A 12,267-nucleotide genomic window follows, 5' to 3' on the forward strand; every position below is an offset into this window, starting at 1 on the left:
TATTTCCGAGAGGAGTGGAAGGATGAAACTCCTTCGCTTGTTTAACATAGGTTTAAAAAAGATCGAGGAGTGGATAATAGCTTACAGCATAATTTTGATGGCAATAATATTAATATCGAATGTCTTGGCAAGAAACTTATTCAACACGAGCATAAATTTTACCGAAGAAGTTAGCCAATTTTTAACAATATTTGTAACTTTTTTCGGTACTAGTTATGCAGCCAGGAAGGCACAGCACATAAGAATGTCCCTCCTTTACGATATATCCAGCGAAAAAGGAAGAAAGGCTATTATTTTGGTCACTTCCATAGGAACAGCCCTATTAATGTTTTATTTGACTTATTTGAGCTATAAATATGTCGCTAGAGTTGCTGCGTTAAACAGGGTAAGCCCAATTTTGCAGTTTCCACTTTATATTGTATGGAGCGCAGTTCCCATAGGGTGTTTCCTAACGGGTATTCAATATACCTTGACATTCATTAAAAACCTCACAGTCAAAGAAACCTGGCTTTCCTTTGAATCTAAATTCGAGTATGAAGACGTTCCTAATTCAAATAAAGAAAGCGAAGGCGTCAAAACAGAAGAAAACCTGACTGTAAGGGAAAGACAGGACCTAGAAAGGGGCGATGCCTAATGCTGCTGGTAATGCTAGGTTCCATGCTGCTTTTGCTGATTTTAGGCTTCCCAATGATGGTCCCCTTAATAGTTGCCCCTCTGCTCGTCATTCATTTCTACCTGCCAGCCTTTGACCCAGGTATGTTGGTTCAACAGATTCTTGGAGGGATAAGACCTCTCGCTCTTATAGCAGTACCGATGTTTATATTCGCAGCAGACATCATAACGACAGGGCAGGTAGCGAGGCGGCTTATAGACTTTGTCATGGACTTCCTTGGCCATTTAAGAGGCGGTTTGGCGATAACGACGACCGCTGCATGCACTTTCTTTGGTGCGGTTTCAGGATCAACTCAGGCAACGGTGGTAGCTATTGGAGAGACTATGAGGCCCTTCATGTTGGAAGATGGTTATGATGATTCGTTCAACATGGCATTGATTATAAACGCAGCAGGAATAGCCCTACTCATACCTCCAAGTATTTCAATGATCATCTACGGAGTAGTCACGGGAAGTTCCGTCGGGGAACTCTTTATTGCAGGCATTGGACCGGGATTGCTTGTGTTCATCCTATTTTCCATACATTGTTACTTTGCTTCGCGGAAAATGAACATCAAGCTACGAGAAAGGGTTAGCTGGAAAGAGCGTCTGAACTCGCTTAAAAAAGCACTGATTCCTCTCGGTTTTCCCCTCATAATTTTAGGCGGAATCTATACGGGAACATTTAGCCCTACCGAAGCAGCTGCGGTTTCCGTTTTATATGCTGTCTTGGTCGAAACCTTCGTGTATAGACATTTGAAGGTCAAAGACTATTATCGCATAGCATTGTCTACAGGAATCGTCACGGCTGTGGTCTTTATCTTAGTCGCCATGGGAGCAGCTTTCTCATGGTTGATAGCCTTTACCAGAATCCCCGATTTAATATTGCCCCCACTTCTTGGAGAAGATCCGACAGCATTCAAGCTGCTAATCATCATTACCATATCTTATTTCGTTGCATGCATGTTTGTCGATTCTATCGTAGCCATCATGATGCTTTCGCCCATATTCGCGCCTTGGGTCGCAAGGCTTGGGATCGATCCCATATTGGTAGGAGTAATTGTCACGATGCAGGCGGCAATAGGAGCCGTAACTCCTCCCTTTGGATGCAACATTTTTACGGCAATGGCCGTCTTCAAAAGGCCCTATATTGAAGTAGTAAAGCGAATTCCTCCTTTCCTCATACTCTACATCCTTGCAACGTTGCTGGTTATTTTATTCCCCGACATCGCTCTCTATCTCAGGGACTTAGCCTTTAGGTAAACGTGGGGGGTGAGATCGAAAAAATATAATTTCTTTAATGTTAATTAAGTAAAAATACTAATGAAGAAAAGAGGAGGGGAAATTATGAAGTTAAGGTCATTGATTTGGATGGTGCTGGGTTTTTTTCTGGTGTCGGTGATGTTTTTAACACTTCCAAATGAGTCGTACGCAGCTCGCGAATGGAAATACGCCTTGGAGGAGATTCAGGGAAGCGTTCAAGATCACTACGCTCAGGAATACAAAAAGAGGGTAGAAGAGCAAATTCAAGATGTGACAATTATTATCTATCCCTATGGAGCTTTAGGCACTAGCGAAGACATTTCAGAATTAACGATGAACGGAATGCTCGAGTTTTGCTTTGCCACACCTGGACATCTCGGAACGTTCATCCCGGCCGCGCGAGTGTTCTCTCTTCCCTTTATTTGGTCGGATAATCTCGAGGTGAATAAATATGTGGCACAGCACAGCAAGGCGATTTACGAAATGCTGGCCGCTGAATACGAGAAGTACGATCTAAAACTTCTTGCAGCCTTGACCGAAGGATGGCAAATATGGACAGCCAATAAACCGATAAGAACGCCTGCCGATATGAAAAACTTTAAGATAAGGATCATGGGCGACCCGATTCTTGCGGAGACCTACAAAGCTTATGGAGCCAACCCAATCCAGGTGCCTTACTCGGATATCTACAGCTCATTACAACTTGGCATGATCGAAGGCAACATTCAGCCCTATTTCGCTCACGAGGAGATGCATTTCTACGAAGTACAGGACTACTTTATCGAAGCGAAAGAAATGCCATTTTTTGCGACAGTAGTTGCGAATAAACAATTCTTTGAGTCATTGCCAAAGGAAGAACAAGAAGTTATAGAGCAAACAGCCAGGGATTGTATCGAATACATTTGGGGCGTACAGGCCAAATTAAATGAAGAGCGACTGGAAAAGATGTTGAAGGAACGCCCTCAAATCCAGGTCATCAAGCTCACAGAAGAGGAGCGTCAAGCCTTTAAGGATCAAACTAAACCAGTCATCGATAAGTACATCGAAATGTCTGGTGATACCGGAAAGCAAATTCTCGACCAGTTGTTGAAAGAAATCGCCGAAGCTGAGGAAATGTTTGGTAAATAGATGTAATGCAATATTGGGGGATGGGATCTCAAGGGTTTCATCCCCCAACAAAAAAGCGAGAAGGGATCTAAAAGATGATCTATAAAGTCAAAGGCGATCAGGTTTCTTACGGAGAAGCGATAGGAATTTTGTTGATAGAAAACTACGTCCCCTTCATTCCGGGGGATGTAGCAAATGCGACAACTTATAGCTATCCCGTGCGTTTTCAGAGGATCGAGGGAGTGACCCACAGGCATCTTTTTGATCATGACAGATCGGTCAAAGAGAAAGTATTTGAGGCTTCGAAAAAACTCGTACAAGAAGGAGTTAAAGCCATAACGGGAGATTGCGGTTTTTTGGCCTTATTTCAGGAGGAACTAAAAGAAGAGATGAATATCCCTGTTTTTTTATCGAGCCTTATACAACTTCACTTTATCAAAGAAATTATCCCTGCAGGGTCGAATATTGGGATAATTACTGCAAGCTCCGCCTCCCTTACGGCCGATATATTTGGTGCAGCAGGCATCAATTTTACAGATCGCTTAATTATAAAGGGTTTAGAAAATAAAAAACATTTCAAGGAATCAGTGATAGATGAGGCAGGTTTCCTCGATACCGAGAAGTTAGAAAAAGAGGTCGTGGAAACAACCAGAGAATTAAATGAAGAAACTCAAAATATGTCAGCTATTTTGCTCGAATGTAGTCTCCTTCCTCCTTATGGGAAGGCTGTATCAGAAGTCGTCAACGTTCCTGTTTTTGATTATATAACTATGATCGATTACGTATATTCTGCTGTTATTAAAAGCAACTTTAAAGGGTATATGTAATAAATGAAATTTGCCAAACAGAAAATATATAATCTTATCGTAATATAAATTTAAATATCTCTTTTTAAATATTTATATGAAAATGGAGGAATTGAAATGCATAAAGTTTTGCGATTTGATGTTTTAGAATACAAAGAACGGGTAAGACGAGTCAAAGAAAGGATGGATGCTAACGGGATAGAACTTCTTTTCCTTGTCGATCCCGCAAATATGAATTATCTCACTGGTTACGATGGGTGGTCTTTTTACGTTCATCAGGGCGTTTTGCTCACATTAGAAGATGATCAACCACACTGGTTCGGGCGCCAGCAGGACAGCAACGGCGCCCGCATTACCACCTGGCTTGATGAAGAACATATTCACGGATACCCCGATTTTTACGTTCAATCCCGATACACTCACACAATGGTCTACGTTGCAAATTTAATAAAGGAATTCAAATATGAAAACAAAAACATAGGCGTCGAAATGGACAATTACTGGTATTCGGCCAAATCGATGAATGTTCTGCGCCAAGAGCTTCCCTGTGCCGTCTTTAAAGACGCCACGAACTTGGTCAACTGGGTCAGGACAATAAAATCTCCAGCAGAAATTAACTACATGAGGCAGGCCGCTAGAATCTGCGAACATGTGATGCAGACCGCCATCGATGCAATCGACATCGGCATATGGGAGAAGGACGTGGCATCCAAGGTCGTTGCCGCTCAAATCGCTGGAGTCGATGGATACGGAGGTGATAGTCCCGCGATATTTCCAATAATGCCCTCCGACATCAGGACGTCTACAGCTCATCTAACCTTCGATCCAGACAGAAAGTACCAAAAAGGTGATGTTGTACTGCTAGAACTTTCCGGTTGCAGGTTTAGATATCATGCACCTCTTTCACGCACCCTCTATTTGGGAGAGCCACCCGAGGGACTTAGAAAAATCGCCCAGGTTGTAATAAATGGATTGCAAACGACTCTGGATTTTATTAAACCTGGTATTACGGCAGAAGAGGTGGAATTGAGATGGAGAAAATGTCTGGAAGGAACGGGCGTAGAAAAACCTTCAAGAGTCGGATATGCTTTCGGTTTAAATTATGTGCCCGATTGGGGTGAACATACAGTAAGTTTAAGACCGGGCGATAAGACAATACTTAGACCCGGTATGACAATTCATTTCATGCCAGGGATATGGTTAGACGAATTCGGATTTGAATGCAGCGAGCCCTTCTTGGTAACCGAAAAGGGGTGCGAAAAGTTGATCAACTTTCCCGAGGAGCTTTTCATTAAGAAGTGATAATGACAATTCATTCTAAATAATAAATAAAGAGGTGGTATGTAGCATGAAAGACGTATGGGAAACCGCAAGATATTACTTAAAAGTGGCAGCTGAGGCTATTGACCTCGAGCCGGAAATAACAGAAAGGTTGAGCACCCCTATGCGCTTTGTAGAATTCACCATTCCCGTTCGCATGGACAATGGAGATAAGAAATTGTTTATAGCCTATCGTTCCCACCACTGCGACGCCTTGGGGCCCTGCAAGGATGGAACAAGGGTAAAACCGGATCTCACACCTGAGGAGATAAAGGCTCTATCGATGTTCATGAGCATAAAGCACGCCATAGGAGACATTCCTGCCGGCGGAGGCAAGGGCGGCATCAAAGCCGATCCATATTCAATGAGCAAAGGAGAATACGAGCGTCTGATACGCGGATTCATCAGGAGATTGGTTCCCAAGGGAGCTATGATCGATGTTCCGGGAGCCGACATAGGCACAGGAGAAGAACAGATGGCTTGGATGTTGGACGAATACGAGCAAATAACAGGAATGCACAGCCCCGCCGCAATCAATGATAAGCCAGTAGCCCTTGGAGGGTCTAAGGGTGGATATGAAGCTACAGGACGAGGTGTTGCCCTATGTACTTTCGAGGCATGCAAGGACCTGGGGTTTGAATTCGATAAAACGACAGTTGCCATACAGGGTTTCGGTCAAGTAGGAAGCGTAACGGCAAAAATGCTTTTTGAAAAGGGGTTCAAGATCCTTTGTGTCAGTGACATATACGGAGCAATTTACGATCCCAAAGGCATAAACATAACCAATCTGCTTGAATACGTCAAAAAAACAGGTAAGGTCGTTGAATTTCCCGGCGCGCAGTCTATAGATAGCAGAAAGATATTTGAATTGGATGTGGATGTCCTCATACCGGCAGCTGTACAGGACGTCATCACCGAAGATAACGCCGACAGGATAAAAGCCAAGCTAGTCGTGGAAGCCGCAAACGGGCCGACGACTCCGGAAGCCGATGCGATATTGTCGCGTAAAGGTATAAGGCTCATTCCCGATGTCCTGGCAAACTCGGGGGGTGCCATAGTATGTCATTTTGAACGCATTCAAGGATTGAGCAACGACTGGTGGGAAGAAGAAAAGGTCTATCAGATGCTTGAAAAGAGGATCCTCGGCGCCTATAAAGAAATATCATCGATTGCACAAGAATTGAAAGTAACGCGTCGCACAGCTGCATGGGCCTACGCCTTGAGGAAAATAGCAGAGGCCATGCGCTTAAGGGGATGGAGCTAGGAGGTGAAAGAAATGGCATTGATATTTGAAGTTTCCGAATATCAGGAACGGCTTCGTAAAGTCAAAGAAAGCATGCTCCGAAAGGGCATCCAGGTCCTCATCGTAAGCGATCCTGCGAATATGAATTACCTGACCGGTTACGATGGTTGGTCCTTCTATGTCCATCAAGGGCTGGTAATCGCTTTGGATTACGACGAGCCGATCTGGTGGGGTCGGGGAATGGACGCCAACGGTGCAAAGCTTACCACTTGGTTGAAACACGACAACATTCGACCTTACGCAGACGACTACGTCCAAAATGTCTTCAAGCATCCCATGAGCTTCGTAGCAGACATACTGCGAGAAATGGGCTGGGAAAACAGACATATAGGAGTAGAAAAGGACAACTACTGGTTTACGGGGCAGTGTCTGGATGTGCTGCGAGAAGAATTACCGCAAGCAAAATTTCACGATGCTACAAGCCTGGTCAACTGGATCCGAACTATTAAATCACCTGCGGAAATAAAGTACATAAAAGAAGCGGCCAAGGTTTGTGAACACGTCATGAGGACAGCCATTGACTCCATAGAAGTTGGTAGACTCGAAAGCGAAGCAGCTGCAAATGTCTATCATGCCATGATAAAGGGCACTGATGAATTTACTGGGGATCATCCTGCGATATTCCCTATCATGCCTTCCAACGAAAGGACGTCTGCGGCTCACCTGGGCTGGAAACCCGATAGGAAATACGCACCAGGTGACATCATTCTCCTCGAACTTTGCGGTGTCAGATTCAGGTATCATTGCCCATTGTCACGAACGGTCTATATAGGCGATCCGCCCAAGGAGCTTAAGGAGATAGCAGACGTTGTGATCGATGGCATTGCCAAAACACTTGATTTCATAAAACCGGGCGTTACAGCAGAGGAGATCGAGGCAAAGTGGCGGGAAGCCATATCGGGTTCCAGAGTAGTCAAGCCTTCGAGGCTCGGCTACGCCTTTGGTTTAAATTACGTCCCCGACTGGGGCGAGCACACTGTAAGCCTACGTCCTGGAGATAAGACCATAATGAAACCGGGAATGACTATTCACCTTATGCCGGGTATATGGCTTGATGAGTTTGGGTTTGAGTGCAGCGAACCCTTCTTGGTGACTGAAAAGGGGTGCGAGACGTTCCTAAACTTCCCGCGCAAAATTTTCACCAAGTAGAGCATCTTGATAGTTTAAAGCACATAATCAGATATCTCCCAGGCATACATAAATACCTACAATTGCCTGGGAGATGCATAAACTAAGGCATGTGGTGACATTAAACATAATGGCCTATATCCTGGTCCAGAAATGGCTGTTAGCCCTAAAGTAGAGCTAATCCCGGCGATGTCAATTAAAGCAAAACCAGTTTTCATTAAGTCGGTGCCAATTGGAACAAAAGTCCTACCGTAATTGGAGTAGTTCCTATGGGATATGTAGATGGTGTATCCAGACAGCTCTCAAATAAAGGTAATGTGTTATTACATGGACGGCGTTGTCAAATAATAGGCAATATCTGCATAGATCAGTTTATGATCGATATAACTGATAATCAATCCCCAAATAGGGGACGAAGTTGTATTTCTAGGAAGGCAAGGGAAAGAATTAATAGCAGCAGAAGAAATTGCTTTGTTATTAAATAATGATGGAGTAATGCATGCCTGTGGGCATGACGTACATGTCGCGATTCTTTTGATCGCAGCAAAGATCTTATCTAAATATAGATCTGAAATAAAAGGGAAAATAAAGTTTGTTTTTTCAACCGAAGAACAGCTTTAGAATTTTTAAATAACTAAATTTTAATATTGTATAGAAAGGATGGTCTAAGATGAATCTCCTAAATAAACTCAAAGATGAGATTAATGAGTTAAAAGATGAGCTCATCGAATTGAGAAGGGATTTTCACATGTATCCCGAGCTCGGATTTAAGGAGGAAAGGACTTCGAAAAGGGTAGCCGAATATTTGAAGCGATTAGGGCTTGAAGTTAGGGAAAAGATAGCTCACACCGGTGTTGTAGCTATATTAGAAGGCCAAGAAGAGGGCAAAACGGTGATGCTTCGTTCAGATATGGACGCTTTGCCCATTGAAGAGCAAAACGATGTACCCTATCGCTCTCGAAACGAAGGAATCATGCATGCCTGCGGACACGATGGACATATGGCGATGTTGCTGGTAGCGGCGAAGATATTGTCGCACCATAAAGAGGAAATCCTTGGCAAGGTCATGTTTCTCTTTCAGCCTAATGAGGAAGTAGCCGGTGCCCGTCAAATGATCGAGGAGGGAGCCTTAGATGACCCACATCCTGATGGCGCCTTTGCGATTCACCTCTGGACTCCCATAGAAAGCGGAAAGATGGGAATATCTGCCGGACCGGTCATGGCCGCTTTAGACGAGTTCAAGGTCAGGATAAAAGGTAGGGGAGGACACACCGGGGCTCCTCATACGGCTATCGACCCAATATTGACTGCAGCAGACTTCATTCAATCGGTGCAGATGATACAAACCAGGGAAATAGATGTTTTAAAACCTACCTTAATAATGTTCGGATCGGTAAATGCCGGGACGGCTACAAACGTCATACCGGAACACATCGATCTGGGTGGCACAATTCGCTATCTCTACGAGGGAGGCTCCGAAAGTCCCGAAAAGCCTCTCGTTCGTTTTGAAAGGATACTAAAAAAGGTATGCGAGGCGCATGAGTGCACATATGAACTGGAGTTTATCCCCAGCAATTCTACCCTGATCAACAATGAGAAGATGGCGAATTTGGTTTCAAGCGTTGCTAAAGATGTAGTGGGCGCTGAAAACATCACAAGTTACATAGGAACGGCGGGAGAGGATTTCGCAGAGTTCGCCAAAATTATTCCCAGCTGCTTTTATTTTGTTGGGGCGGGAAACCCCAAAAAAGGCATAATCTACCCTCATCATCATCCTCTCTTTGACATCGACGAGGATGTACTGCCAATTGGGGTTGAAATGCACATAAGAACGGCTATAGCCTTTCTTAGGAAAGAATAAATAGCATAATACTATTTTACTAGGAGGAGATCCCATGTTATCCGATATCGAAATAGCCCAACGATCAAAGCTAAAACCCATAAGGGAGATAGCACAAGACTTAGGAATACCCGAAAGGTATTTGCTCCCCTACGGCCACTACAAGGCCAAGGTGGACGTAAACTACATGAAGGATTTAAAGGAAAGGCCCGACGGCAAGCTCATACTTGTCACCGCAACAACCCCCACCCCTGCGGGGGAGGGAAAGACCACCACTACGGTAGGTCTTACTCAAGCTTTGGTGAAGCTAGGAAAAAAGGCCATGCTATGCCTTAGAGAACCCTCGCTTGGTCCCTGCTTTGGCGTTAAGGGGGGAGCTGCAGGAGGAGGCTACTCCCAGGTACTTCCCATGGAGGAGATAAACCTCCACTTCACGGGAGACATACACGCCGTGGAGACGGCCCACAACCTGCTTGCAGCCCTGCTGGATAACCACCTGCACCAGGGAAACCCCCTTAAGATAGACCCCAGGGAGATAACCTGGAGGAGGGCCATGGACATGAACGAGAGGGCCTTGAGGAACGTGGTCATAGGCCTTGGAGGGAGGGCGAACGGATTTCCCAGGGAATCGGGATTTGACATCACCGTAGCCTCCGAGGTGATGGCCATATTGTGCCTATCAAGCGACCTTGCCGACTTAAAGGAGCGCCTCTCCAAGGTGGTCGTAGGCTACGATGAAAAGGGAAACATGATAACAGCAGGGAACTTGAAGGCCCACGGCGCAATGGCAGCCCTCCTTAAGGAGGCCATAAACCCAAACCTGGTTCAGACCATAGAACACGTGCCCGCCTTCGTCCACGGAGGACCTTTTGCCAACATAGCACACGGCACGAACTCCATAATAGCCACGAAGATGGCCTTAAAGCTAAGGGATTACGCCGTCGTCGAAGCGGGCTTTGCCTCCGACCTGGGAGCGGAGAAGTTCTTCGACATAGTCTGCAGGTTTGCGGGCCTTTCCCCTTCGGCAGTCGTGTTAGTCACCACCGTCAGGGCCTTAAAGCACCACGGAGGGGTGAAAAAGGAAGACCTCTCCAAGGAAAACCTTGAGGCGCTATCCCAGGGCCTTGAAAACCTCAAAGCCCACCTCGACATACTCTCCAACTTCGGCCTTCCCGTGGTGGTGGCATTAAACAAGTTCGCCTCCGACACCGATGGGGAGATAGAGATGGTCATGAAAGCTACGAAGGAAAGAGGTGCCAATATAGCCCTTTCCGAGGTGTGGGAGAAGGGAGGAGAGGGAGGCATAGATCTGGCAAAGAAGGTGCTTGAGGCTACGAAAGAGGAAAAAAGCTACAAACCCTTATACGAGTTAGACCTTCCCCTTACGGAAAAGATAAGGACCATAGCGACTAAAGTTTATGGAGCAGACGACGTGGAATACTCCCCTGGGGCTTTAAAGACCATAAAAAACCTGGAGGAAAAGGGCTTCGGCGGCCTTCCCGTCTGCATGGCGAAGACCCAGCTATCCATATCCGACGACCCTCAAAAACTTGGAAGGCCTAAAGGATACAAGCTATCGGTAAGGGAAGTGAGGCTGTCGGCGGGAGCCGGCTTCGTCGTTGCCATATGCGGTAGCATAATGACTATGCCAGGTCTTCCTAAAAAGCCTGCCGCAGAGTTCATAGACATAGACGAAGAGGGAAACATCACGGGGTTGTTTTAAGTACAAAATAAACATACCGGGGAAGCGGAGGCTTCCCCGGTATGTTTGTGGGGTTCAAATTTAACCTTCAAAGTTTTTGTATTTTTAAAAATATTGAGATGTTGCCCACCAATTGAGGTTATTACATTTAAATGCTATTATATACAATAGGAGAGAAAAACGACAATCGACAATAATTAATTTAATTTAGATTAGGGAGAGTTTGAAAGATGGAGAATAGAAACTTTACGCACGAGAGCCTAAGTCAAAAAGTTGCCGAATTTTTAAGAGAAGAAATACTGTGGTCCGGCAAATATCACAAAGGCCAGCACGTCGAGGAGAGCGAAATCGCTGAACGGCTTAATATAAGCAGAGCACCGGTTCGAGAAGCCCTAAGGGAACTGGAAAACCAGGGTTTATTGATCTATGTACCCAGAAAGGGCACTTTTATACCCAATTTCGATCATGACGATATGATGGAAATTCTCGACATCAGATATATGATCGAATCGCGGGTATTCGAAATTTTGATCAAAAAGGATATGCTCACCGAAGAGGATTTCTCCAATTTGCGAAAAATTGTAGATGATATGGTTGCCTCTGCGCGGTCCGATGAGCCTATGGAGAAGAAAATAAGCGCATTTTCGGAATACGATATAACATTTCATAAATACCTATGGGAAACATCAGGCCGAAAATGGAGTAATAGGATCCTCCGTGATCTTTACTACCAGTTGAGGCTTGCCATGACGCAAGATCTTATAATGGAGCAGAACATTGAGCTTTCTGCAGTTATGCATTATGACATTATTGATAGTTTAAAAAATAAAGACCTCGACAGAGCAAAAAAAATGTTAGTTAAACATATACTTTCTTTGGATCGAGAATACAGCGATAATAATTCTTAGGTTATATTTGTGTTTTAATAACTATTTAAATAAATAATACTAAAATACCAATATGATATTAATATATTATATCATATATTAATTGTTATGGATTATTTGTATATATTACTTACGTGTTAGTAAAATATTAATAACCCATATCACTTCAATAGCAATTAATATTATTTAACAGTAAAGTTTGTTTTGCTTGTGAAAGTAATAATTATAAATTACCATGCTTTCCTATGATTGACCTGCCA

11 protein-coding genes and 1 pseudogene are annotated in these 12,267 nt (G+C 44.3%); all 12 read left to right on the forward strand.

From position 1 onward, the window contains the following. The first annotated feature begins 22 nt into the window (after window positions 1-22). The 12 genes and pseudogenes from BLU12_RS02965 (at window position 23) to BLU12_RS03020 (ending at window position 12,028) form a co-directional block, all read left to right on the forward strand. Window positions 23-634, forward strand: coding sequence for a TRAP transporter small permease (locus BLU12_RS02965; protein ID WP_009200903.1), 612 nt, complete (start codon window positions 23-25; stop codon window positions 632-634). After that, window positions 634-1,914, forward strand: a complete 1,281-nt coding sequence (locus tag BLU12_RS02970) for a TRAP transporter large permease (protein ID WP_091460490.1) — start codon at window positions 634-636, stop codon at window positions 1,912-1,914. Before BLU12_RS02965 ends, BLU12_RS02970 begins: the two co-directional genes overlap by 1 nt. An 84-nt stretch (window positions 1,915-1,998) precedes the next feature. Further along, complete coding sequence (locus BLU12_RS02975) at window positions 1,999-3,042, forward strand: TRAP transporter substrate-binding protein (protein WP_234945403.1); 1,044 nt, start codon at window positions 1,999-2,001, stop codon at window positions 3,040-3,042. 74 nt (window positions 3,043-3,116) lie between these two features. After that, window positions 3,117-3,848: an aspartate/glutamate racemase family protein gene (locus tag BLU12_RS02980; protein WP_091460493.1), complete on the forward strand. Its 732-nt coding sequence runs from the start codon at window positions 3,117-3,119 to the stop codon at window positions 3,846-3,848. A 96-nt stretch (window positions 3,849-3,944) separates the two neighbouring features. Continuing rightward, complete coding sequence (locus BLU12_RS02985) at window positions 3,945-5,129, forward strand: M24 family metallopeptidase (RefSeq protein ID WP_091460496.1); 1,185 nt, start codon at window positions 3,945-3,947, stop codon at window positions 5,127-5,129. Between the two features lie 46 nt (window positions 5,130-5,175). Next, the gene (locus BLU12_RS02990; RefSeq protein WP_009200908.1) at window positions 5,176-6,411 is read left to right on the forward strand and encodes a Glu/Leu/Phe/Val family dehydrogenase; all 1,236 of its coding nucleotides are present in this window, start codon (window positions 5,176-5,178) and stop codon (window positions 6,409-6,411) included. Between the two features lie 12 nt (window positions 6,412-6,423). After that, entirely contained in the window at window positions 6,424-7,599 is a 1,176-nt protein-coding gene (locus BLU12_RS02995; RefSeq protein WP_091460498.1) for a M24 family metallopeptidase, read from the forward strand. Between the two features lie 230 nt (window positions 7,600-7,829). After that, a pseudogene (locus tag BLU12_RS10230) lies at window positions 7,830-8,063 on the forward strand (alanine racemase C-terminal domain-containing protein); the annotation flags it as partial. Next, the gene (locus tag BLU12_RS03005) at window positions 8,050-8,199 is read left to right on the forward strand and encodes a M20/M25/M40 family metallo-hydrolase (protein WP_327020374.1); all 150 of its coding nucleotides are present in this window, start codon (window positions 8,050-8,052) and stop codon (window positions 8,197-8,199) included. The pseudogene BLU12_RS10230 and the gene BLU12_RS03005, both read left to right, overlap by 14 nt. Before the next feature lie 49 nt (window positions 8,200-8,248). Continuing rightward, on the forward strand, window positions 8,249-9,439 hold the full coding sequence (locus tag BLU12_RS03010) for a M20 metallopeptidase family protein (RefSeq protein WP_091460502.1): 1,191 nt from the start codon (window positions 8,249-8,251) through the stop codon (window positions 9,437-9,439). Window positions 9,440-9,473: 34 nt separating this feature from the next. Next, complete coding sequence (locus BLU12_RS03015) at window positions 9,474-11,141, forward strand: formate--tetrahydrofolate ligase (protein ID WP_091460504.1); 1,668 nt, start codon at window positions 9,474-9,476, stop codon at window positions 11,139-11,141. 209 nt (window positions 11,142-11,350) lie between these two features. Further along, window positions 11,351-12,028, forward strand: coding sequence for a GntR family transcriptional regulator (locus tag BLU12_RS03020; RefSeq protein WP_091460506.1), 678 nt, complete (start codon window positions 11,351-11,353; stop codon window positions 12,026-12,028). Window positions 12,029-12,267: the final 239 nt, after the last annotated feature.

It is taken from the genome of Acetomicrobium thermoterrenum DSM 13490 (assembly GCF_900107215.1).
GTDB classification, from domain to species: domain Bacteria; phylum Synergistota; class Synergistia; order Synergistales; family Acetomicrobiaceae; genus Acetomicrobium; species Acetomicrobium thermoterrenum.

Excerpts from the sequence above, each read along its gene's own strand:
- BLU12_RS02965 (WP_009200903.1), top strand. The coding sequence starts at position 23 with ATGAAACTCCTTCGCTTGTTTAACATAGGTTTAAAAAAGATCGAGGAG.
- BLU12_RS02970 (WP_091460490.1), top strand. The coding sequence starts at position 634 with ATGCTGCTGGTAATGCTAGGTTCCATGCTGCTTTTGCTGATTTTAGGC.
- BLU12_RS02975 (WP_234945403.1), top strand. The coding sequence starts at position 1,999 with ATGAAGTTAAGGTCATTGATTTGGATGGTGCTGGGTTTTTTTCTGGTG.
- BLU12_RS02980 (WP_091460493.1), top strand. The coding sequence starts at position 3,117 with ATGATCTATAAAGTCAAAGGCGATCAGGTTTCTTACGGAGAAGCGATA.
- BLU12_RS02985 (WP_091460496.1), top strand. The coding sequence starts at position 3,945 with ATGCATAAAGTTTTGCGATTTGATGTTTTAGAATACAAAGAACGGGTA.
- BLU12_RS02990 (WP_009200908.1), top strand. The coding sequence starts at position 5,176 with ATGAAAGACGTATGGGAAACCGCAAGATATTACTTAAAAGTGGCAGCT.
- BLU12_RS02995 (WP_091460498.1), top strand. The coding sequence starts at position 6,424 with ATGGCATTGATATTTGAAGTTTCCGAATATCAGGAACGGCTTCGTAAA.
- BLU12_RS03010 (WP_091460502.1), top strand. The coding sequence starts at position 8,249 with ATGAATCTCCTAAATAAACTCAAAGATGAGATTAATGAGTTAAAAGAT.
- BLU12_RS03015 (WP_091460504.1), top strand. The coding sequence starts at position 9,474 with ATGTTATCCGATATCGAAATAGCCCAACGATCAAAGCTAAAACCCATA.
- BLU12_RS03020 (WP_091460506.1), top strand. The coding sequence starts at position 11,351 with ATGGAGAATAGAAACTTTACGCACGAGAGCCTAAGTCAAAAAGTTGCC.